A 23,610-nucleotide genomic window follows, 5' to 3' on the forward strand; every position below is an offset into this window, starting at 1 on the left:
CTATTCGGAATCACCCAGCGCGTCCAGCTTCATCTGAACGATATTGAAGTAATTATTGGTTTTACTGAGCTTTTCAATGGCCGCTTGGTAACTCAGGCGAGCTTCGGAAATTTTGTTCGCAGCGACGAGTATGTCGCCTTTGCGATCCAGGTAGAGTCCCGCGAAAGTTTCGCCATGCTGAGCATTCAATACTTTCAGTGCGTCATCATATTTTTCTTCATCCAGCAGAATGCCCGCGATCCGCAATCGGGCCACATCGTGCATCGTAGGTTCCTTGGCGTGATCGATCACCCACTGCAAATTCTGCACAGCGCGTTTGCCATTCCCCGCGTCAACATCAGCCTGTGCTGCGATCATCGCCGCACGGGGCGCATAGCCGCTGGATGGAAAACCTTCCGTCAATAACTGCGCTGCATCATTGACGCGCGACGCGTCACCGGAAGTCTTGACCTGCTGTAGCAGAGCGTACAAATCCGCAGCCTGCTGCGATTGTTTCTGTTGATAATAATTCCAGGCCTGCATACCGGCGATGGTGACCAAGAAGGCCGTCAGCAGGATGATGAGGGCGTTGCCGAACTTATCCCACCAATTTTTGATGCCATCAATTTTTTCCTGCTCTTCGAGATTGTACGTCACCATGATATATTCCTGAAAAAATTTGAAACTGAATAAAAAATTTCGATCAGCTTAGCAATGTATTGTAAAGCAATCAGCTATTGACCATTATTTCCGCAGTAGTTCAGTGACTGCGGTCAACTTGACGCGTGCTTGCTCTACCGCTTCACGCAAGGGTTTCAGCGTCACTTCCTGCGCTTCGGCTTCCTCATCGCCGATGATCACCGCATAACTGGCGCCGGTTGCATCCGCTTTTTTCATCTGCGATTTGAAGCTTCCCTCGCCGCAGTGCAGGATGACATCCATTCCTTCGCCACGCAGAAATTCCGCGCATTTCCAGGCATAGCGGGCAGCCTGCTGACCCTGGTGAACAATGTAGATATCAGGCGCAGGCTGAGTGATCGGTTGACCGCTATCCTGCATCAAAGCCAGCAATCGCTCGACACCCATTGCAAAACCGCAGGCGGGAGCAGATTTTCCGCCCACCTGCTCGATCAACCCATCATAGCGGCCACCGGCACACACAGTGCCTTGCGCGCCCAATTGATCGGTCACCCACTCGAATACTGTGCGATTATAGTAATCGAGCCCCCTGACCAAACGTACATTGATTTCAAAATCAATGCCCTGTGCCTGCAGTATCTGTTGCAATGCTTCGAAATGAGCACACGAAGCTTCATCCAGATCGTCGATCAAACGAGGCGCATCAGCAATGATATTCTGCATCTGCGGATTTTTGCTGTCGAGAATCCGCAACGGATTGGTATGCAGTCGCCGCAAGGAATCCTCATCCAGATCATCGCGATATCGCTCGAAATACTTGATCAACCGGGTGCGGTGCAGAGCGCGTGATTGAGCATCGCCCAGCGTGCCGATCTCCAGCCGCAAGCCTGAAATACCCAGTAGATCCCACAACCGGGCGCACATCACGATCAGTTCGGCATCGATATCGGGACCCGCATAACCGAGGGCCTCAACGCCAACCTGGTGAAATTGCCGGTAGCGCCCTTTCTGCGGCCGTTCGTGCCGGAACATCGGCCCCGAATAATAGAGCCTTTGCGGACTGCCATACAAAAGGTTATGTTCGATCACGGCGCGCACGCAGGATGCAGTTCCTTCCGGCCGCAATGTCAGGCTGTCATTGTTGAGGTGGTCGATGAAGGTATACATTTCCTTCTCGACAATGTCGGTCACTTCTCCGATCGAACGGATGAATAAGTCCGTTTGCTCGACGATCGGCGTGCGGATATTGCGGTACCCATAGGCAGACAGCCATTGATGTATGGTTTGCTCAAAATGTATCCACAGATACGATTCACTCGGCAGAATGTCATTCATGCCGCGAATGGCTTTGATACCATTACCCATCAGACAGATTTTCTCGGATATTTTTCACTGACGTATCTGTCGACGATCTGGCGGAACTCGCTGGCGATATTATCGCCTTTGAGCGTCACCGTTTTTTGCCCATCCACGAATACCGGTGCAACCGGGTTTTCACCGGAGCCGGGCAGGCTGATGCCGATATTGGCGTGCTTGCTTTCGCCCGGACCATTCACCACGCATCCCATCACAGCCAGGCTCATGTTTTCTACGCCTTCATATTGTTCACGCCACACGACCATTTCATCCCGTACATAAGCTTGTATGCTTTCCGCCAGTTCCTGGAAATACGTGCTGGTGGTACGACCGCATCCGGGGCAAGCCGCGACCAAAGGCACAAATGCGCGCAAACCCATCGTCTGAAGAATTTCCTGAGCCACGATCACTTCTCGGGAGCGGGAGCCGCCAGGCTCGGGCGTCAATGAAATGCGAATGGTATCGCCGATCCCCTCTTGCAGCAGCACCGCCAGTGCCGCTGTCGACGCGACGATTCCTTTGGAGCCCATGCCCGCTTCAGTCAGGCCCAGATGCAATGCATAATCGCAGCGCTGAGCCAGTTCACGGTAAACCATGATTAGATCCTGGACGCCGCTCACTTTGCATGACAGGACAATTCTATTGCGGCCCAGACCAATTTCTTCAGCCTTGGCCGCGCTTTCCAGCGCCGAAGTGATCAGCGCCTCACGCATGACATATTTGGCATCCTGCGGATTTGCGGAAGCAGCATTCTCATCCATGATACGAGCGAGCATTTCCTGATCCAGACTGCCCCAATTCACGCCGATGCGCACGGGTTTGTCGTATTTGCACGCGATCTCGATCAACGTGGCAAACTGCTCATCGCGTTTCTTGCCCTGACCGACATTGCCCGGATTGATCCGCAATTTCGCCAGCGCCTGCGCACATTCGGGATGGGCGGTCAGCAACTTATGGCCGTTGAAATGAAAATCGCCCACCAGCGGCACATGACAACCCATCTCATCCAACCGAGCGCGAATATTCGGCACAGCTTGCGCGGCTTCCATCGAATTGACGGTAATGCGCACCAACTCAGACCCGGCGCGTGCCAACTGTGCAACCTGCTCAGCAGTCGCCGCTTCATCGACGGTATCGGTGTTGGTCATCGATTGAACCACAACCGGCGCGCCGCCGCCCACCATCACCGTACCTACCCGAACCCCTACACTGGCTCGGCGCTTAACCAAGAAACTATTTGCAGACATAATGTACTCTATAAAATCAATACGTAATTCTTACTCGAGGGTCAGACGCGCAGTTCCGTCCTGTTTTTTATAGGAAGAAAGATCGATATCTTTATCGTTATAGGTGAGACGCACCCCTGTCGCATTTCCCAAAACTACTGACAATGGTCTTTTCCCGGTGATCGTTTGTTCGCTGCCGCCTTTTCTGAGTTGCTCCAATATCGTGGCGTTCTTTCCATCGACGACTTTGACCCATGAATCGGCATTGAACTTGAAGTGCAAGGTTCCTATATCAGTCAGCGTTGGCAATGGTTTCTCCGCTTCTTGAATGACCGGTTTGCTTTCAATCGGCAAAGTGAGTGTTTGAACGGTCAGATTGGACGCATTCGCTGGACTATTCTGACCGGGTAATTGCAGAGCTGTTTCGAACGATGAGCTGGCGGGCGTCTCAGTGGAACCCGAGGACAGCGGCAGAGGAATTTCTACCGACGCTTTGTCAGCGCCAATTTTTACTTCAGCCTGATGATCCGGGCGCGCCAATTTCTGCCCATCGTTATTTTCGATTACGAAATACGCCCCGAGCACGGCAGCAAACAACAGAATAAGAACCATCACGCGCTTGTTGCTCGAATTCTCACGCCTCTCAGAAAACGATAGATTCTTGTTTTTGAGCGGTGTTTTTTCATAATGGAATCGTGCCGGTTCCGATTCAGGAAGCATTTGCAATAATGGCTCGGGATTCAACTGGCAAAGATTGGCATAATTGCGCACGAAACCACGTAAAAACGTCCGGCCTGGTAATTTTCCAAAATCTTCCTTTTCGATCGCTTCGACTTGTTGATTCGACAATCGCAATTGCCGGGAAACATCATCAATGCTCAATCCTCTGGCCATTCGCGCCTTACGCAAAATATGTCCCACACTGTGTACGATACTGGCTGAATCCATCGAATTCGATCCGTGACGTCTCAATAGATAATCATTCTGGAGGTTCGAATTTTCCTGACTATTCACTTCAGTACGTTCTTGAGAGTGTGCCTGATCGGCAGAAAACGACGCCGAATCCTCTGTTTGCTGAGGATCCAACGCTTGCATATTCTGCTGTTCTGGTGTCAGTAAGGTGGAATCGCCAACGCTTGGGGAGCTATGGTCAATATTATCCGACTCAGTTTGCGATGAGCGGTTTAGGACTGATGCTGAATTAAAGTCGACATTGCTCGCTCCCTGCACACTGGAAAGGGGATCACTGCCGTCAATTCTTTGCTGATTATCATTCATTATCTGATTCTTCCTTCTCGAACAGCGATGGCTTCTTTGGAATCTGGAAAATATTTCTGCAATTGAAACAAATAACTATCAGCAGCTCGTTGGTCTCCAGCTGCCTGCTCTATCTGTAGCGCCAATAACAGCCCATCTGGAGTGGATGGGTTATTCTGCAAGAAATGGGTCAATTTCGACCTCGCATTCTGCAAATTGCCGCGCTGAAATTCAATGTTGATCAACCCGATCATCGCAGATGAGTAATTGGATTGAATCGATAACGCCTTTTGAAAAAAAAGCCGTGCTTCATCGTACCGGCTTCGCTTCAACTCACAAAGGCCGGCATTGGTGTAAGCCATTTCAGGCGTCTGATACAACGGGTCTTTCGCAGCCATCAGAAAAAAATTAATGGCCTGATCCATGCGTTCCGGCAAACGCTGACATAGAAACCAGCCATAGTTATTATGGATCTCGGTATTTTTCGGCGCCAGCCGAACTGCCTGCTCAAAGTTATCCAATGCTTTGCTATCTTCATTCAGCGCCATATTGACCAAACCCAGGACATTGTAAGCTGGCGCATAGTCTGGCTGCGCTTTGAACGCTTCATCCACTTCTTCCAGCGCCACATCCCACTGGCCTCGATGGAAATACTCTCCAGCCAATTCGGTATGCACTTTAGCACTCTGCACCGCGCGTTCCAATTTCTCCGCATTGAGCGCGTCTTCATCAATAGGTGGCTGGACGCATGCCGTAGTTAGCAAGATCACAAAAACGAATGCAGCAATTGGCACAAATCGCATCATTTTACAGCATGAACCCTGGCATTCATCGCCGTCCGACGGGTTTTGTCCTTGACCTGACCTGCCAATTGACCGCAGGCCGCGGAGATATCGTCGCCACGGGTTTTTCTCACAGTTGTCACATACCCCGCCTGCATCAATACATCGCGAAAAACCTCGATCGCCGCAGATGAAGAACGTTTAAACCCGGATCCTGGAAATGAATTGAATGGAATCAGATTGAATTTGCACGGAACATCGCGCACCAGCTCAACCAACTCACGAGCATGGGCAAGACTGTCATTGACACCATCTAGCATCACATACTCGAATGTAATGAAATCGCGAGGCGCTGCTGTCAAATAACGCTGACAGGCCGCCAGCAACACTTCGAGCGGATATTTTTTATTGATCGGCACCAACTGATCGCGCAAGCTATCATTCGGTGCATGCAAGGATACGGCCAATGCAACCGGGCAGCGTTCACGCAACCGGTCCATAGCTGGCACTAATCCCGACGTGCTGACAGTCACACGCCGGCGGGAAAGCCCATAGGCATGATCATCCAGCATCAGATCCAATGCGGTCACGACATTCTCGAAATTGGCCAACGGTTCTCCCATGCCCATCATGACCACATTCGTGACTATCCGGTTTGCGTCCGAATCACAGTTATACGAAGTTTCTCTCAACGTCTTATTGGCAATCCACAATTGGCCAATGATCTCCGCCACCGTCAAATTGCGATTGAAGCCTTGCTTGCCGGTTGAACAGAACGTACAGGCCAGCGCGCAGCCGACTTGACTGGAAACACATAAGGTGCCTCGATTAGCCTCAGGTATGAACACAGTCTCTATGCCATTACCTGCGCCCACCGCCAGCAACCACTTACGTGTTCCATCTGCGGCCACATGATCAGAAGTAATCTGCGGCGATTCAATGACTGCCACGGCGGTCAATTTTTCGCGCAGGCTTTTTGCCAGATCGCTCATATCGACAAAATCCGTGATGCCGAATTGATGAATCCATCGCATCAATTGCTTGGCACGAAAAGGCTTCTCCCCGATTTCAACGCAGAAATCGGATAAACCCTTCAGACCGTAATCTAACAAATTGGTAGTCACTGCATGGGCCGCTTAAGCGCCTAACGAGAATGGATATTCAATGTTGGAAAAAAACAAGCAATTTCAACAGCAGCGGTTTCCGATGCATCCGAGCCATGAACGGCATTGGCATCGATACTGTCGGCAAAATCTGCCCGGATAGTACCTTTTTCAGCTTTTTTCGGATCCGTTGCGCCCATCAGATCGCGATTTTTTCTAATGGCATCGTCACCTTCCAGAACTTGCACCATGACAGGACCGGAAATCATGAATCCAACCAAATCACGAAAGAACGGCCGCTCCCGATGAATCGCATAAAATTGCTCCGCTTCGGATTGTGACAAATGTACCATACGTGCTGCAATAATCTTCAAACCATTTGATTCAAAGCGTGAATAAATTTGCCCAATTACATTTTTTGCAACAGCATCCGGCTTGATAATGGATAACGTTCTTTCAATGGCCATTAAATACTCCAATTAATTAGTGAATTAATCGCCCATTTTAACAAAAAAAATCCATTGATTCGCAAAAAACATCCTGCAGCGCCGTTATTCGAAGCAAGGCAACAGTCATGCAATGGGGCAGTCTGATCTATTCTTGTCACGAAAGTATCGTTTATTATCGTAATAGGCTTCATCGTTATTCGCTTCCACCCATCCGGGGTAACCCAGCAATGGAATCGGCTGCAGATCAGCACTCGATGACAGTTTTTCTGATAGAAAAGATTCCAACATCGAATCGAGCACCTGCAATTGCCCCGTCTGGGCCTTCTTCAAAAACGCTTTATTCACATGAAAGATGATTCCTTTTCCTGTCATGCCGGGATAGGGATTGAGCGCTTTCTCATGCAATCCATGCCCAAATATAAAAAAGCGCATCGAAGACAGCACTTCCTCACGTCTTCGCCAAAACAATTCCTTCCACTGAAAATTCTTCAATGATTCAATCAGCGCCTGTTCAGTGCAGACAACAATCACTCCCGACTCGTCGAATAACGTTGCCGCGTCTCTTAATGCGCCGCGATGCATCATTTGGCGTTCTGCTTCAAGGCATTGCATCTGATAATGCAATTGATTCAGGATAGATTTGGCACGCGGAAAGACCAACCATACCAAAGCATTAAAAAAATCGTGCCAGTTATTCGTTCTTGTTTGCACTTCACCCGTTAAAAAGATTTTTGCTTCGTATTTCTGCTCAAGGGGCTGTTTTCCTGTGATTGCAGGAACAAAACTAATTTCCTTTCCCGAGCGCGTCTGTATTGACTGTCCTTGACCGATGCGCAACCGGTTTAACTCGGATAGCGCCGGCCACCGCTGCATTTCTGCGATAGGACGTTTCAAATGTTCAAAAATGCTGTATAGCGGGGAAGAATCAATAAAATGACGATTCCACAAGTCCGAAGATCCACTATTACCGCTCAGCATCGCATTGAAACAGGGCCGGAAGGCACGAATTCATGTCGATCATTCGGCGATACTACGTTGTTCGCTTCCGGATCGGAGCTGCTTAAGATGATCCAATCCAAAATGAATGAATGCAAGCGCAGTGAAAATGGGCGCAAGAAAATTCAGGACAGGAATAAATTGAACAAAACCCGTCAACAAGCCCAAACCCCATAATGAGTAGCGATTTTCAGCACAGATGGTTTTTATTTCCTGCTTGCTCGCATGCTCCGACAACGCATCGTATCGAAACAACTGCTGATTCATGAATGCAACGGCGACAAAAGGAACTACAATGCCCGCTCCCACTGTCCACAGTGGCAAAGTGACAATCCAGATCAATATGAAAATACCGCTGGCGAGTAATGCATTGATGACACTTCCGATGATATCCCCGCCATGCATGCGTTTGAGCTCAGGATAACTGCGTTTCGCAACCAAATTGATCAACGCAGGCATTACAAAAATGGCGGTAATCAATAATGTCGTCATGATGATGAGCAACACCAGCAGCATCACGTTCAATAAGCTTTGAATGCTGGTTGCTATCCAGTCGGGTTCTACATTCTTCAACCATTCACCCAATGCTTGATGAGTGAATTGCGAGAAACTATCGCCGAACATATAGCCTACCAGCAGCCAAAAAATTGTCGCGACCAGGATCGGCCAAATAATAATCCATGCAATCTTGAATCGAATCAAGTCACGGAAAGCATTCGCTATGGCTTTAATGACAAATGACATGTGAATCCACAATAAGTAAGCGCATCATCGAAAACTTAAAGATGCGATCGATTAATCAATACAATGAAGAAACTCCGAAGCGATCACGATCGTCATCTCAGACGTATCAGGACGCCATTCAATTATAAATAATTTAAATCGTCTGTCGTTATTACAATGACAAATTTTTGTTCGAAGTTACTGCACCCATTTCCGGGTAGTATGGAATTCGGGAACTCTAGAATCACCATAGGCAGACATGGGCTTAAATGCTAAAGTTTCAAACAATCGTGTCGATTTAGCATTACAACCAAGCTTATCAAGAAGGAATGACCATGAAAATAGATAAAACAATACAGCCCGTAACGACTGTTTCTGTCAGTGAAGGAAAAAGGCGCATCGATATCACGCCCTCTCCAGCACCAGGACAAAATAATACCGTGCATCTGAGCCCCAATGCCGCTAAGCTGCAAAATGTCGACCATAGCTCTGCAAGCAGTTCCGTTGTCGACTCAGCTCGGGTGCAAGAAATAAAACAAGCGATTAGCGAAGGTAACTTCAAAATAAATCCTGAAGTCGTTGCTGACAGACTGCTGGAAACCGTCAAAGAGTTGATAGAATCGAAAAAAGGTGCCATTTAATGATCGCTTCTTTGCTTTCGCCCAATTTTGTTACCGATTTAGGCTTTGAGAAAAAAGCATTTGAATCATTTATCGAAATTTTGAAGAAAGAAGAACAAGCTCTGATGCAAGGGAAATTTGAAGAAATTGATCACCTTGTCACAGAAAAAACGCGCTTAATAGAAAAATTGATCCACCTCGATGACCAGCGCAACAAATTTTTTCACAGCCAAGGCATTCGGCTGAACAACGTCAATGCCTGGCTGGAAGACTATTTTGTCGATCGTCCAAAAGCACGCACACTCTGGAATGAAGTAGTGGGACTGGCCAGAATTGCACAAACACTGAATCACACCAATAGCTTGATGACCTCAACCCTGCTTCAACAAAATCAGCGCGCATTCAGTGCATTGCATTGCGCAGCCGGAAATATCGCATTATATGGCCCCAAAGGCCAAACCTATCTCTAAAAACCTTGAAAACGACCCCGCCTCGATCATAAGGCGGCGTTGCAGCCAAGTTCACAAGCTCATTTCACTACCTCTATACTTCTACGCTTTGCTTTGATTACTCTCGCCATCCGCTGTTCGTCTTTTTCAGCGATTCCTTAATCACGTTCTACATTGATCGGCAGTTCAGTCACTTTATCCGGATCATTCGCTAGAATCATCACCGCTACTCGCCGGTTTCGTTTTCTGCCTTCAGGCGTCTCATTCGTTTCAATCGGCTTGTTCGCGCCATACCCAATCGCCGTCAATCGACTGGCTTCAACCCCATGTTCGACGAATAACCGGATGACGCTGCTGGCTCGGGCGGAGGATAATTCCCAATTCGACGGAAAGTTGTCGGTGTGGATAGGGATATTATCGGTATGTCCTTCGACATGAATTTCATGCTCATGTCCTTTAATCACCTGGGCAACCGCTTTCAATGCCAAGCTGGAATTTTCTGCCAGATTAGCCTGACCGGGTGAAAAAAGCACGCTCGCGCTGATCTCGACCGTAATCCCGAGCGTGCTCTGCGTCACCCGAACTTGACCATCCTTTACCAGTGGCTCCAGCGCCTCGAGTATGCTTTTGGCCATTCCACGCATTTTCTCCTGTTTCCTCATCTTCGGTGAATTCGGATCATCTACGGGTTTGATCGAATCGGCCAAGGTAGAGTCTGTTAACTGCACCGGAGAAAATTCAGACGATGGAGCGGATGTCAAATGCGAAGCTCCACTGCTGCTCTTGAATGCACTGACCAATGAATGACTGAGTACGCGATATTTCCCTTCATTCACTGAAGAGATCGCATACATGACGACGAAAAACGCAAACAATAGCGTAATGAAGTCAGCATATGAAACCAACCAGCGCTCATGATTCTCCGCAGGCTCTTCATGTTGGGAAGTTTTTTTTCTGGCCATCAGAATTCTCAAACATCTGTTTCATTGATAGGAATTACTCAGACCATACTCCCAGGAAAATAACCTTTCAGCCGATTCTCAATGAATCGCGGATTCTCGCCGTTCGCAATGGCAACCAAGCCATCAATCAATATTTCCTGCATCACCACTTGCTCGCTGATAATGCTCTTTAGCTTATTGGCTATGGGCAAGCACACCAAATTCGCAAATCCCACGCCATAAATCGTGGCAACGAACGCAACCGCGATGCCGCTGCCAAGAAGATTAGGATCACTCAAGTTTTCCATCACGTGGATCAGCCCCAGAACCGCACCCAAAATGCCAATGGTCGGTGCATATCCCCCCGCCGCTTCCCAAATCTTAGCGGATTGACGTTGATGTGCCTCCAGCGCGGAAATATCTATTTCCAACGCCTCCCGCAATTTTTCAGCAGTACTTCCATCGGCAAGCAACTGCAAGCCCTTCTTTACAAAAGGATCTTTCAAGAGTGACACATGAGATTCAAGTGCCAGCAACCCCTCTTTTCGCGCGATCTGAGCCCAATTAATAATTTGCTTGATCACGGCCTGCGGTGAATTCACCGGCGGATAAAATACCCATGCGCTCATTTTGACGCCGTTGATAAATACGCTTACCGGGCTTTGCAGTAATACCGCGCCGATGGTGCCGCCCATCACGATGAGGAATGCCGCCGCTTGAACGAGCGAACCGACATGCCCTCCCTCCAGAATTTGTCCGCCAATGATGGCGGCGAAGGCCAGCACGATACCCGCAGCGCTGTTAATATCCATTTTTGAGTTTTTATTCATCCAGAATACTCAATTCCATTGAATCATCATAAGCAGCTCAGGTATTTCTCAAACGGCTGCGAAGACGCGCAATCGCCTGTGTGTGCAACTGACAGATCCGGGATTCACTGACGCCCATCACTTCACCGATTTCCCTCAGGTTCATTTCCTGCTCATAATGCATCCCCATCACCTGTTTTTCCCGCGGTGGAAGATTATCTATCGCGGCAATCAATTGATTCCGGAAATTCTCATCCAGCAACGCATTCAGCGGATCACCATCGGCATCGACCACCAGCCGATCCAGAAAAGGCTCTTCATCATCCTGCTGAAAATCCTCGTAATAAATCAGTTGCGCACCACGGGCATTTTGTAAGGTGTCATGATACTCATCCAGTGACATCTCCAACTCTTGCGCCAGATCCTGTTCACTCGGCGCACAACCGTGCCGTTGCTCCAAAACGCTTACCGCCGCTTCGATACGGCGCATCTTCTTCCGCAAGCTGCGCGGCAACCAATCCGCTTCACGCAGCTCATCCAGAATGGAGCCACGGATGCGCTGAGCAGCATAGCTTTCAAATTGCCGCCCATAGGAACCTTCATAACGATTGATGGCATCCAGCAATCCCATCATGCCCGCTTGAATCAAATCATCGACTTGTACACTTGCAGGCAAGCGCGTCATCATATGATAGGCAATACGTTTGACGAGGGGCGTAAACTCTGCCACAAACTGTTCTTTGTCAACTGCTTTGGTTCCAGTCGCTGTATACATAATCGCTCACACCGTAAAGTTTTCCATACTCAAATGGCTCATTCGAATCAACCGCTGCATAAAATTTTCAACTCCTCCGGGAGATTTATCCGGACATGAAGAACGGGAAACCCGTTCCGCCAGTTGCCTGAAACAAATCGAAGCCAGAGAAACCGGAAATGCCTCAATCACTGATCGACGCAGTTGCGTGGCACCACGCAATTTCTCGTCACTGTACACATAGCCCATGAATTCGAGCGTAACGGTCAGATATTGATTAGCAACCATGAATAAATTGTGATAAATGGCGAGCGCCTCCGATTCAGAATCCACCTTATTCACGAGAATAAGGAAATGTTGCTTGGCATATTCCTGACTCATGATCTTGATGAGTGCATAAGCCCCGGTCAGTGATCCCGCCGAGCCTGAAATGACGATCATCACTTGCTCGGATGCGAGGCTCAATGGCAACACGTGGGTATTTCCGGTCATTGCGGTATCGATCAGCACCACATCAATGTCACGGGTAAATTCGGAAAAGCTTTTGATCAACCAGTCCTGTTCATCCTGATTGAGCTTGTTGAGCACTTGAATACCCCGCATCGCAGAGACGATCGTGATATTGTCCGGCCCCTGCAGCATCACCTGATCCAATGTTTTATCGCGATTGATGACGTGCAACAGATCAAAGCGCGCTTGCAGACCGAGGTTAGAGCAGATATTGTTGTGGCAGGGATTCTCATCGATCAATAACACGCGCTGTCCCTCCCTCGCCAAGGCCGCGGCCAGGTTGATCACCACGCTGGTTTTACCGACCCGGGCTTTTCCACCGGCTATGGTAAAAACCCGCGCCGTCTGTGGCGTCTGGCATATCATCAAGCTTCTCAGGCCGGCCGCTTGATCACGATCGCTCATTTTAGTCATGATGGAATCCCGCAAATGACTTTTCGTTGGAGCGCACGGATTCTTCATCCTGCTTACCAGCCATGATCAGAGCAAATTCGGCATCTTGCAGCGTAAAAGCAGATTCTCCAGGAGAGGATTTGAAAATTCGATGCAACAGATAGCGCGCATTGGCCGCATGGATATCTTCGGGCACTTTTTGACCGTTCGTCACATAGTGCAGCATCAGTTTCCGCCGGATCACGGCATCCAGCGCGACACCCAAACTGGCCGCCTCATCGATCTTGGTGATGATGCAACCAAAGATGCCATCGTTTTGATAAGCGGAAATCACCTCATCCAGCGTTTTACCATTCGATGCCGCGCTCAGGATGAGCATACGCTTGATGTCGGCACCGCAATTGCTCAACATGGCCGACTGTTCCGCAACCATGTGATCGCGCTGGCTCATGCCTATGGTGTCGATCAATACCATGTGCTTATTCCTGAGCTCATACAAGGTCAATTGCAAGTCATCGGTATCTTTGATGTTTCGAACCGGAATGCCCAACAACTGGCCATAGATTTTCAGTTGTTCATGGCCGCCGATGCGATAGCTGTCGGTTGTCAGCAACGCTACTTTGTCAGCGCCGTGACGGATCACGCATCGCGCAGCAAGTTTGGCGGTGGTCGTGGTTTTACCGACGCCGGTCGGTCCTATCAACGCATAGATTCCGCCCTTTTCAACCATTTCATCGCTGGCTCCGGTATGCAAATTGGAGGTCAACGCGGCCATCGCCTGCTTCAGGCTTTGTTCATAATCAAAATCCGGGGTCAATTTATCCACTAAACGACGCGACAGTTGCGGGCTGAAACCCACATCCAGCAAGGTTCGCAAAATCTTCATCTTTTCAGGCTTGCGCTGGGTGTAATTCCCCCATGCCACCGTCGCCAATTGATCTTCCAGCGTAGTTTTCATCGCATGGATCTCTGCGATGATATCGTGCATCAGCGATACGGAAATCTCCGGCGTTGCTTTCGGCGGCTCGATCAGTTCTTGCGTCACCGCAGGCACTTTCGAATAGACCGGTGCCGCAGGCTGTTGTTTCTCGCTTTTGACCATTTGAGCACCATGTGGCAATGCAGTTGGTATATCAACCAAACCCGACATTTCCGCATCCGCCAATGCCATGATTTCTACACCATTCTTCGTCTTTCGATTGGAAAGGATCACTGCGTCATCGCCGAGTTCTTCCTTGACCTGCCGCAAGGCTTCTTTTGATGTGGATGCAAGGTATCGTTTTACTTTCATTTGCTACCTCCAATCACGGAAGTGATTTTGATTTTTCTAGTACCAGGAATTTCCGAATGAGAAAGAACGCTGAGCTGTGGTATTGCGCGGCGCAGAAATTTTGACAGTAAGAACCGGATAGCGCTGGGAACCAACAATACGATTGGCAAGCCCAGTTTTTCCTGTTGCTGCGTAGCAGCGCGGGCTTCTCTCAGCAAGGTGTCCGCAAGCCCGGGTTCGATGCCGATTCCGCCGTGCGAGCCGCTACTTTGCATCACCTGCACGAGGATATTTTCCAGCTCGTGATGAAGGCTCATGATTTGCAGTTCGGTTCCTGCCGGGAAATATTGTTCGATGATGGCGCGGCCCAGCGCATTTCTGACGACGACCGTCAGTTCGGCAGTGTCCTGGGTATGGGCAGCATGTTCGGTCAGCACATCGATAATCGTGCGCATATCGCGGATATGCACGCTTTCTTCGAGCAGATTTTGCAGAACTTTTTGCAATGTCGAGAGCGGCAATAATTTTGGCACCAGATCTTCAATCAATTTCGGTGCTTGCGCGCTCAGATGATCGAGCAGTTTTTGCAATTCCTGTCTACCCAGCAATTCGGCTGCGCTGGCATGGATCAGGTGGTTGATATGGGTCGTGACCACGGTACTGGCGTCGACCACGGTATAACCATGCGCCTGGGCCTGTTCGCGTAACGATGCTTCAATCCATACCGCGGGCAAGCCAAACGCAGGATCGCTGGTTACGGTACCCGGTAATTGCACGGTCACGCGCCCTGGATTGATGGCAAGATACATTCCCGAATAAGACTCTCCTTGCCCGATTACCGAACCTTTCAACGTGATACGGTAAGCATTCGGCCGCAGTTCGAGATTATCGCGAATGTGCACCACTGGCGGCAGGAAACCGATTTCCTGCGCGAATTTCCGGCGTATACCGTTGATGCGCTTCAGTAAATCGCCCTGTTGGGCTTTGTCGACCAGAGGAATCAAACGGTATCCCACCTCCAATCCCAAGGTGTCGATCGGAGTGACATCTTCCCAACTGGCCTCGGTTTTTTCGACCGAAGGAATTTCCTGAACCACCGGTGCAGTTGTTTTGGTTTTCCCAGGCTGCAGCCGGTAATAAGCAATTCCTCCCAACAGAGAAGCGATCAGCAAGAATACGAAATTCGGCATTCCGGGAATCAGTCCCATGATGCCCATGATGCTGGCCGAAATGATCAATACTTGCGGCTGATTGAATAACTGGCTGAGCACTTGCTCACCGATATCCTCATCCGTGCTCACCCGGCTGACAACCAAGCCAGCGGCGGTCGAGATGATCAATGCCGGAATCTGACCGACCAAGCCGTCGCCTATCGTCAGCAAGGTATAGTTCTTGGCGGCTGCGCTCAACTCCATATCATGTTGCAAGACGCCCACGACCAGTCCGCCGACAATGGTGATGAGCATGATCAGGATACCGGCGACCGCATCGCCACGCACGAATTTGCTGGCACCATCCATCGAGCCGTAAAAATCGGCTTCCTGCGAAATGACAGCCCTGCGTTTGCGCGCTTCTTCTTCGCCGATCAGGCCGGCATTCAGATCGGCATCGATTGCCATTTGTTTGCCGGGCATCGCATCCAACGTAAACCGCGCGCTGACCTCGGCAATACGGCCGGCGCCCTTGGTAATCACGACAAAATTGATCACCACCAGAATGATGAAGACCACCAGTCCAACCGCATAATTACCGCCGACCAGGAAGTGACCGAACGCTTCGATGACCTTACCGGCGGCATCCGGCCCGGTATGTCCTTCCATCAGCACTACCCGGGTTGAAGCAATATTCAGCGACAACCGCAGTAACGTAGTGATCAGCAGTACCGTAGGAAACACTGCAAATTCGAGCGCATTGCGGGTATACAAGCTGACCATCAGCACGATGATCGACACGGCAATGTTGAACGTAAAGAACAGATCCAGAACGAAAGGAGGCAAAGGCAATACCATCATCGCCAGGATCATGATGATCAGGAGCGGCCCGGCGAAAGCCTTGAGATTAGTCCCATCAGTCAGGGACGATAATGTAAGCGCGTTATTCATTTTAATAAGTCACTGATATTAAAAATTCATCGATTACGTTCACACACTTTCCGTTGCATGCTTGGGTTGATCCAATCCAGCCGGAACGGGCAAATCAACCGGTGGATTCGGCACTGCACCGCCATATTCGTGATAGCGGCGTAGCTGAAACACATACGCCAGTACTTCCGCTACCGCAGCATATAATTTTTCGGGTATCTCGCTCTCCAATTCGGCATGAAAATACAGCGCACGGGCCAATGGAGGCGCTTCCAGGATCGGTATCCGATGCTCTTCGCCCAGCTCGCGAATACGTCCTGCGAGCAGATGCACGCCTTTAGCGACCACGGTAGGCGCACGCATGCTGTCGCTTTTATATTTCAGCGCCACAGCGTAATGGGTCGGGTTGGTCACGATGACATCCGCCTTCGGAATTTCCGCCATCATGCGGCGCCGCGCCGCTTCACGCTGCAACCCGCGGATTCTGGCCTTGACGTACGGATCTCCCTCGTCTTCTTTGTGTTCTTTGCGAATTTCTTCCTTGGTCATGCGCAATTGCTTGGCATGCTGCCAAATTTGGAACGGCACATCGATAGCCACGATCAGCACCATGGCACCGATGATCAGCAGAAAACTGGTCGCCAGATAGTCTCCGGTGCGGCCGATTCCGGCATCCAGAGGAACCGTCATCAGCGCCATCACTTCTTCTTTTTTCTGCCAGATGATCATGGTCGCAACGCCCCCAACGACCGCGGTCTTGGCAAGCGCCTTGACCAATTCGACTAGACTGTTCACTGAGAAAATTCTGCCAAAACCGTTGATCGGATTGATGCGATCGAACCTCGGCATCAGCGCCTTGCTACTCACCATCCAACCGCTGAGCAACATCGGCGCAAAGAACGCCACGATGGCCAAGGGCAACAGCAGGGGTGCAATGGCAATCAATCCTTCGATCGACAGCTCGTAAAAACGATTCACCATCAGATCGGGCTGGAACGCCAGTTCACGTTCCAATTGCATGCCGGTCTTCATGATCTTCAGCAATTTATCCACCACGCTGGCGCCGATGAAAGCGATACCAGCAGCCGCCACCATCAATAATGCAAAGGTGGTCAACTCGTGGGAACGCGCAACCTGCCCTTCTTCTCGGGCTTTCTCGATACGCCTGGGCGTCGCCGGTTCTGTACGTTCTAAATCGCTTTCTTCAGACATGACATGCTCCAAATTCTTACGGTTGAATTATCATGGCAACTGTCCCGATCCCATTTTGAGAAAAAAGAAGGAATCAGGGCCTTATTCATGAGCTATGACGCCACCGCCCCTTTATCAGGCCGTTTTGCCCGAAAAGTATGGAATAATTCGAAACGCTCACCCCTATAACCTCACAGCATGACTGTCTCAAAAATGATTCATCACTTATCGCAGAACTAATAAATATGCAGTCTACCCGACGCATCTTCAGCCGCATGGCATTGATACTCGCCATTTTTGCCTGCTTATTGATCCTGACCGCGGCATTGTTGCTGCGCGGCAGCCTGCCGCAGTATGACGGCGACCTGACCGTCGCCGGATTGTCCAACGCGGTGTCCATTGAGCGGGATTCTCTCGGCAGTGTCACGTTTACGGGCCGGAATCGGTTGGATCTGGCAACGGCGATGGGCTTCATTCACGCCCAGGAACGTTTTTTTGAAATGGATTTGATGCGCCGCCAGGCTGCGGGCGAATTGGCAGAATTGCTGGGTGCAAGCGTCCTCCAGCATGACCGGCGGATTCGTAAGTTCCGCATGCGCGCCCGCGCAACCATGGTGTTGCAACAACTGACAGATACTGAAAAACAATTGCTGGATGCTTACCAGCGTGGCGTCAACCAGGGGTTGCAGGCATTGGCAGTGCGCCCTTTTCCCTATCTGCTGATCCAAAGCGAGCCCTCGGCATGGCGCCTCGAGGACAGCATTCTGGTCATTTATGCGATGTTCTTTACGCTGAATGAAGAGAACTTTACGCGCGAGTTGCAATTATCGAGCATGCACGCAGCGCTGCATGAATCGGTCTTTAAATTTCTCACCACACCGGCTGGCAACTGGGATGCGCCGCTCATCGATGAGCCGTTGCCTTTGCCCAATCTTCCACCGGCCACCGCGATCAATCTGCAAGCCCTGGATAAGCATGTGAAACTGGACGATCCGCTGGCGGACGAGAAAATGCCGGGCAGCAACAGTTTTGCGGTTTCCGGCTCGCTTGCCGGCGGCGCTGCGTTGGTCGCCAATGATATGCACCTGACATTGCGGGTGCCGAATCTGTGGTTCCGGTCGCGGCTGATCTATCCTGATCCAGCCTCGACGGATCAGCAACAGGATATTACCGGTCTCAGCCTGCCGGGTGTTCCTTCCATCGTCATCGGCTCAAACCGCCATATCGCCTGGAGTTTTACCAATAGCCACGGCGATTTTTCCGACTGGGTGCGGATCACGCTCGATCCGCAGGATCCTGGCCGTTATCAGGGCCGCAATGGCTGGCAACCGATCATCTTGCATGAAGAAACGATCCGGATCCGCAATGCTGCGGATGAGACGCTGATCATTTCCGACACCGAATGGGGTCCGATTCTGCGTCAAGATCATGACGGCACACCGCTGGCATTGGCGTGGACAGCGTTGCACCCCGAAGCCGTCAATCTGAAATTGGTTGAACTTGAGCAGACGCGAACAGCGCATGACGCAGCGCAGATTGCACAACGAACAGGCATTCCGGTGCAGAATTTCATTGTCGGGGACCGCTCCGGCAATATCGGCTGGACGCTGGCAGGACGCCTACCGGCTCGAGCAGGCGGTTACGACCCCCAGATTTCGGCTGATTGGACGGTTCCAGATACGGGGTGGGAAGGATGGCTACCACCCGACCACTACCCGCTCATTTTCAATCCTGATGCACAACGGCTCTGGTCGGCCAACTCGCGTTCGGTATCGGGTTCTCAACTCGCTCTGCTGGGCAATGGCGGGTATGATCTCGGCGCCCGCGCCACCCGGATTCGCAATCGATTGCTCGCGCGCGAGCAATTCGAGCCCACCGATATGCGCGCCATTCAATTGGATGACCGCGCACTGTTGGGCGAGCGCTGGCTGCAATTGCTGAAAACGACGCTCGACGCAGCCGATGAACAGGCGCCTTGGGCTGCGGCCATGAATACCGCGCTGCAGGACTGGAACGGGCACGCTTCAGCGGATTCCATCGCTTACCGCGTGGTCCACGCCTATCGGCGCACGGTCATGAAAACCGTGCTGAACGGCTTTACTGCGCATGTTCGGCAGCAGGATGACAGTTTCAAGCTGCCCAGACTCAGCCAGGCCGAATGGATCGTCTGGCAATTGCTTGAACATCAGCCTCAGCATTTGCTGCCGGCAGCCTATGAAAACTGGGAAGAATTGCTGCACCAGTGCGCCGCGCGCGTGGCCAAGCAGTTAGAACGCAATGGCGGCATTACCGAACGCAGTTGGGGTGAAGCCAATGCCGCGCAAATCCGCCATCCGCTCAGCCCCAAACTGCCGGCATGGATGTCGCGCTGGCTCGATATGCCAAAGGATCCGCTACCCGGTGACCACAATATGCCTCGCGTGCAATCGCCCAATTTTGGTGCCTCGCAACGCTCAGCGGTAGCGCCTGGCCAGGAGGAGCACGGCTATATGGACATGCCGGGCGGACAAAGCGGCCATCCCTGGTCGCCTTACTACGGCAGCGGCCATGCCAGTTGGGTAAACGGCGATCCCACCCCATTTCTGCCTGACGCGACTGAAAGGCACCTGACGCTCCTGCCCGTAAACTGAGCCGATACGGCTCATCGCACGCTGCTCATAGCAGTTCTCCAGAACGCGGCCTTAACCATTCTCGACCGCAAACCCTCTATTGGTGCGGCAATTTGTCACATTGATAGACTTTCTCTCCAAATATATTATTTCTTCCGTTTTTGACCGGATGCTCATCCGGCGCAGAAGCGGCGAGGATTGATGCACAACAATCAGTCTCTCGTTTTGACTAACTTTTATGCTGGAGTAATCACAATGAAGTTTCAATTAAAACAAATTATGCTACACAGCGCCTTGTTGCTCACATTCGGCACGGCAGGAACCGTGCTGGCAGGTACCGTCAATTACGCAGACCCGCAACCCTCGACGCCGGGCGTATGCGACGGCGGCATCAGCTATGAATGGACGGTGACCATGAGTGGTCATGACAGAGCCGAATTAGTCGGTCATGTCGGCGCTAAAAGCTGGAACGAACCGCCTCCAGCGTATGAACCGCCCGATACCGGCTGGACCCATACATCGCATTGGGTAGCGTTGGAACTGACCGAGCCGGCCAAGCTGGAAATCGAAGTGGAACGTCAAGAAGGTGTCGCGTTTCAAGGCCCGGCAGGCATGGTCACCGCCCGTAATAAGTTGGTTCCCGCCCTGTCGCTGTATAAGAACTGGGACAACACCAGTTGCGAGGATCATCGGTACAACAATGCCGGTAACATCGACTGGTCAACTGTCGAATATATCGGCAACAGAAAGAATGCTCAAGGCCGAGATGTCATCACTTACAGTGTCAAGCTCAAAGCCGGACAATACAGCATTGCCATCGGCGGCAGCCCGAAAGTACTCGAAACCTACCCTGCTGCTGATTGCGATGTAACCGATCCGCAATGTTATGCCTACACCGGCCGTCATGGTTTCGAAGCCTCATTCAAGACCAGTCCGCTGCGCCGCGATCATTAATCATTTCGATTAATCATCGCCCTTCATTCTCCTGCCAACCGGTTCCAACGGCAGGAGTATCCGCTGCTCGCATTCCATCAAGACACATTCATCATCCACATGTTAGCTAATCATTCATATTCAAAAATTTACGCCGCCGGACTGTCTGCGATTGCAATCGCTTTTATGCTGATGGCCACGAAAGCGCAAGCAGAAGAAGATCCTCCACGGCCGCCGTCACTCAAAACCATCTCAGTGCCCGAACCCTCTGAATTGGAGCGGTTCATCAGGAATAAAGATGTCGCCATCGCATTGGGTAAAGCGCTATTCTGGGATATGCAAGTCGGCAGCGACGGCATGACAGCGTGCGCAACCTGCCATTTCAATGCAGGTGCCGACAGCCGATCTAAAAATCAAGTCAGTCCGGGACTCAACCGCGTCAATAGCGACGGCTCCCCCGCTGCCGACAGGCAGTTCGATCTGGACCCGAATCATCAGTTGAGCAGCGCGGATTTTCCGTTGCGCGAACTCTCCAATCCGTTGGACAGATCATCGCCGCCCGTGCGCGACAGCAATGATGTCGTTTCATCACAAGGTGTTTTTGCATCGACCTTCAAGTCCGTCAAGCCGGGATTTCCGAAAGATACTGTCCGCTCCATCAGGGATCCGGACGGTTTCCGCATTCATCGCATCAATGTGCGCCGCGTAGAACCCCGCAATGCGCCATCCGTCATCAATGCGGTCTTCAATTTCCGCAACTTTCTCGACGGCCGGGCACAGCATGAATTCAACGGCATCAACAATTGGGGTGCACGCGATCCGAATGCGCATGTCTATCGCGCCCCATCCACGACTGCACTCGAGCGCGAACGCTTACTGATCGATCACGCCAGCCTGGCCTCCACAGCGGTCGCGCCACCCACCAATCCATTGGAAATGTCTGCCCGGAATCGCCTGTTCCCGATGATCGGCAGAAAACTGCTCAGCGCCAGGGCGCTTGCTCTGCAGAAAACTCATGCTCAGGACAGCGTGCTCGGCAATTACAGCCGTTCGCCGCAATCCGGCTTGGTGGCAAACTATGAAGAATTGATTCGCGCCGCGTTCCAACCGGAATGGTGGCAATCATCACGGCTCATTCGTGTACTGGAGAACGGCGATACGCAAGTAATCAATAAACCCCGCCGCCCCCGCCCTGCGGACAATGAATTCAGCCAGATGGAATACAATTTTTCGCTGTTTTTCGGACTTGCCACGCAGTTATACATGGCCACTCTGGTGTCCGATGACACGCCGTATGACCGCTTCATGGATGGCGACAGTACCGCCATCAGCGCCGCCGCCATCCGTGGCGTCGATCTGTTCCGCAGCCAGACACGCGGCCGCTGTATCAACTGCCACGAAGGCGCGGAATTGACCGGCGCGTCAGTGACCCGCGTCAAAGCCAGTCCCATCCGCATCCGTGACGGGCAGGCATTCGACCGTGGTTTTAACAATATTGGCGTTCGCGCCACCGCCGAAGATATCGCGCTCGGCGCAACTGATCCATTCGGGCAACCGTTGTCATACAGTCGCTCGACGACTGCGCCGACCTGTCCCGACAATCAGCCCTGCCCGATCGTCGCCGATGGCTTTTACAAAGTGCCCGGCTTGCGCAATGTCGCCTTGACCGCACCGTATTTTCATAATGGTGGCACACTTCATTTGCGCGGTGTACTGGATCTCTACAGCCGTGGCGGCGATTTTGCGGAACTGGCGCAACTCGATGGCTCGATGATCATGCCACTGAATGTTCTACTCAATAGCGAAGCGGAAAAGGATGATCTGGAAGCGTTTTTGCATGCACTGACCGATCAGCGTGTGCTTAATCGCCAAGCGCCTTTCGACCATCCGCAAATTTTCCTGCCGGATGGTCATCTCGGCGATGAAACGCATGTGAAAATGGGATCGGCAGGCAACGCAGCCGACCGGCTCATCGAAATACCCGCTGTTGGGCGTGAAGGCGGTAAGCCGCTGAAGCGTTTTCTGGAAGAATGAATTGACAAACACCAATAAAGAACCCCGCCGCAAGCAGCGGGATATTAACTGCGCCCTTCAACCTGCTGGTTTTCAACCAGCTTTCGCCCCCAAGGGGCGGGGAATTGTACCCGCAGAGATTAACAATAACCTCATATACGTAAAATGAATAGCTTGAAGAAATAACGATATAAACCACATCATATTTAGTTTTTTTCTTCAAGCTATTCTATTTTCAGAAAGGGATCAACGAACCTGATGTTCTAATTGCATGGGATTTGAACTCACTCAGATTACTAAAACTGGCGATGTATTATCACTTCCAGCAATATCTATTACGTTCCCAAGAGCTAAAAACTCTGAGTCCGAAGCAAATTGTATATGCTCAATATTTGTAAGTTGAGCTGTATCACCCGCATACTCGGTTGGCGCAGTACTGAGACCAGTTACTTGTAACACTCCGTTAACATTCACGATGCTAAAGTCACTGCGATTGCCAAAAAACACCGCAGTATCCGTTCCAGCTC

Annotated in this window: 22 protein-coding genes; 5 read left to right on the forward strand and 17 right to left on the reverse strand. The window is 51.0% G+C overall.

The features are described from left to right. The 9 genes from ABF87_RS06565 to ABF87_RS06605 form a co-directional block, all read right to left on the reverse strand. Nucleotides 1-639: a tetratricopeptide repeat protein gene (locus ABF87_RS06565; RefSeq protein ID WP_160828332.1), complete on the reverse strand. Its 639-nt coding sequence runs from the start codon at nucleotides 637-639 to the stop codon at nucleotides 1-3. A gap of 84 nt (nucleotides 640-723) precedes the next feature. Beyond that, on the reverse strand, nucleotides 724-1,983 hold the full coding sequence (hisS, locus tag ABF87_RS06570) for a histidine--tRNA ligase (protein ID WP_160828333.1): 1,260 nt from the start codon (nucleotides 1,981-1,983) through the stop codon (nucleotides 724-726). Next, a complete protein-coding gene (gene ispG, locus ABF87_RS06575) occupies nucleotides 1,983-3,221 on the reverse strand; it encodes a flavodoxin-dependent (E)-4-hydroxy-3-methylbut-2-enyl-diphosphate synthase (protein ID WP_160828334.1) in 1,239 nt (412 codons plus the stop codon). The genes hisS and ispG overlap by 1 nt, the downstream gene beginning before the upstream one ends. A gap of 30 nt (nucleotides 3,222-3,251) precedes the next feature. Further along, entirely contained in the window at nucleotides 3,252-4,478 is a 1,227-nt protein-coding gene (locus ABF87_RS06580; RefSeq protein ID WP_160828335.1) for a RodZ domain-containing protein, read from the reverse strand. Continuing rightward, entirely contained in the window at nucleotides 4,478-5,263 is a 786-nt protein-coding gene (gene pilW / locus ABF87_RS06585) for a type IV pilus biogenesis/stability protein PilW (RefSeq protein ID WP_160828336.1), read from the reverse strand. Before pilW ends, ABF87_RS06580 begins: the two co-directional genes overlap by 1 nt. Further along, on the reverse strand, nucleotides 5,260-6,363 hold the full coding sequence (gene rlmN / locus ABF87_RS06590; RefSeq protein WP_160828337.1) for a 23S rRNA (adenine(2503)-C(2))-methyltransferase RlmN: 1,104 nt from the start codon (nucleotides 6,361-6,363) through the stop codon (nucleotides 5,260-5,262). The genes pilW and rlmN overlap by 4 nt, the downstream gene beginning before the upstream one ends. 20 nt (nucleotides 6,364-6,383) lie before the next feature. After that, a complete protein-coding gene (gene ndk / locus ABF87_RS06595; RefSeq protein ID WP_160828338.1) occupies nucleotides 6,384-6,809 on the reverse strand; it encodes a nucleoside-diphosphate kinase in 426 nt (141 codons plus the stop codon). Nucleotides 6,810-6,914: 105 nt separating this feature from the next. Continuing rightward, complete coding sequence (locus ABF87_RS06600; RefSeq protein WP_240143565.1) at nucleotides 6,915-7,685, reverse strand: DUF3025 domain-containing protein; 771 nt, start codon at nucleotides 7,683-7,685, stop codon at nucleotides 6,915-6,917. 123 nt (nucleotides 7,686-7,808) lie between these two features. Further along, a complete protein-coding gene (locus ABF87_RS06605; protein WP_160828339.1) occupies nucleotides 7,809-8,531 on the reverse strand; it encodes an EI24 domain-containing protein in 723 nt (240 codons plus the stop codon). A 314-nt stretch (nucleotides 8,532-8,845) separates the two neighbouring features. Between ABF87_RS06605 and flgM the strand changes: the two genes are divergently transcribed. Further along, the gene (gene flgM / locus ABF87_RS06610; RefSeq protein ID WP_160828340.1) at nucleotides 8,846-9,151 is read left to right on the forward strand and encodes a flagellar biosynthesis anti-sigma factor FlgM; all 306 of its coding nucleotides are present in this window, start codon (nucleotides 8,846-8,848) and stop codon (nucleotides 9,149-9,151) included. Beyond that, nucleotides 9,151-9,600: a flagellar protein FlgN gene (locus ABF87_RS06615; protein WP_160828341.1), complete on the forward strand. Its 450-nt coding sequence runs from the start codon at nucleotides 9,151-9,153 to the stop codon at nucleotides 9,598-9,600. Before flgM ends, ABF87_RS06615 begins: the two co-directional genes overlap by 1 nt. Nucleotides 9,601-9,737: 137 nt before the next feature. Here ABF87_RS06615 and motD read toward each other — a convergent pair whose 3' ends face one another. From motD to flhB, 7 genes are read right to left on the reverse strand one after another with little or no spacing between them, the layout of a single operon-like run. Next, nucleotides 9,738-10,541 carry a flagellar motor protein MotD gene (gene motD, locus ABF87_RS06620; RefSeq protein ID WP_160828342.1) on the reverse strand — a complete coding sequence of 268 codons (804 nt, stop codon included), beginning with the start codon at nucleotides 10,539-10,541 and terminating at the stop codon, nucleotides 9,738-9,740. 38 nt (nucleotides 10,542-10,579) lie between these two features. Next, a complete protein-coding gene (locus tag ABF87_RS06625) occupies nucleotides 10,580-11,350 on the reverse strand; it encodes a flagellar motor protein (protein WP_240143566.1) in 771 nt (256 codons plus the stop codon). A 37-nt stretch (nucleotides 11,351-11,387) separates the two neighbouring features. After that, nucleotides 11,388-12,104, reverse strand: a complete 717-nt coding sequence (locus tag ABF87_RS06630) for an RNA polymerase sigma factor FliA (protein WP_160828343.1) — start codon at nucleotides 12,102-12,104, stop codon at nucleotides 11,388-11,390. 6 nt (nucleotides 12,105-12,110) lie between these two features. Further along, entirely contained in the window at nucleotides 12,111-13,007 is an 897-nt protein-coding gene (locus tag ABF87_RS06635; RefSeq protein ID WP_160828344.1) for an AAA family ATPase, read from the reverse strand. Next, nucleotides 13,000-14,277, reverse strand: coding sequence for a flagellar biosynthesis protein FlhF (gene flhF, locus ABF87_RS06640; RefSeq protein WP_160828345.1), 1,278 nt, complete (start codon nucleotides 14,275-14,277; stop codon nucleotides 13,000-13,002). The genes ABF87_RS06635 and flhF overlap by 8 nt, the downstream gene beginning before the upstream one ends. After that, on the reverse strand, nucleotides 14,274-16,358 hold the full coding sequence (flhA, locus tag ABF87_RS06645) for a flagellar biosynthesis protein FlhA (RefSeq protein ID WP_160828346.1): 2,085 nt from the start codon (nucleotides 16,356-16,358) through the stop codon (nucleotides 14,274-14,276). The genes flhF and flhA overlap by 4 nt, the downstream gene beginning before the upstream one ends. A 39-nt stretch (nucleotides 16,359-16,397) precedes the next feature. Next, on the reverse strand, nucleotides 16,398-17,549 hold the full coding sequence (gene flhB, locus ABF87_RS06650) for a flagellar biosynthesis protein FlhB (protein WP_160828347.1): 1,152 nt from the start codon (nucleotides 17,547-17,549) through the stop codon (nucleotides 16,398-16,400). 224 nt (nucleotides 17,550-17,773) lie between these two features. On the opposite strand from flhB, the gene ABF87_RS06655 reads away from it, so the two are divergent. The 3 genes from ABF87_RS06655 (at nucleotide 17,774) to ABF87_RS06665 (ending at nucleotide 23,104) form a co-directional block, all read left to right on the forward strand. Beyond that, nucleotides 17,774-20,158: a penicillin acylase family protein gene (locus ABF87_RS06655; protein ID WP_160828348.1), complete on the forward strand. Its 2,385-nt coding sequence runs from the start codon at nucleotides 17,774-17,776 to the stop codon at nucleotides 20,156-20,158. A gap of 234 nt (nucleotides 20,159-20,392) precedes the next feature. Then, complete coding sequence (locus tag ABF87_RS06660; RefSeq protein WP_160828349.1) at nucleotides 20,393-21,091, forward strand: hypothetical protein; 699 nt, start codon at nucleotides 20,393-20,395, stop codon at nucleotides 21,089-21,091. 99 nt (nucleotides 21,092-21,190) lie between these two features. After that, nucleotides 21,191-23,104 (forward strand): cytochrome c peroxidase, encoded by a 1,914-nt coding sequence (locus ABF87_RS06665; RefSeq protein ID WP_205012668.1) that lies wholly within the window; start codon nucleotides 21,191-21,193, stop codon nucleotides 23,102-23,104. A gap of 267 nt (nucleotides 23,105-23,371) precedes the next feature. Here ABF87_RS06665 and ABF87_RS14760 read toward each other — a convergent pair. Beyond that, nucleotides 23,372-23,610: hypothetical protein (locus tag ABF87_RS14760; RefSeq protein WP_205012669.1), on the reverse strand; the 239-nt coding region annotated here is incomplete at its 5' end.

Source organism: Nitrosomonas sp. JL21 (assembly GCF_009833095.1).
Classification (GTDB): domain Bacteria; phylum Pseudomonadota; class Gammaproteobacteria; order Burkholderiales; family Nitrosomonadaceae; genus Nitrosomonas.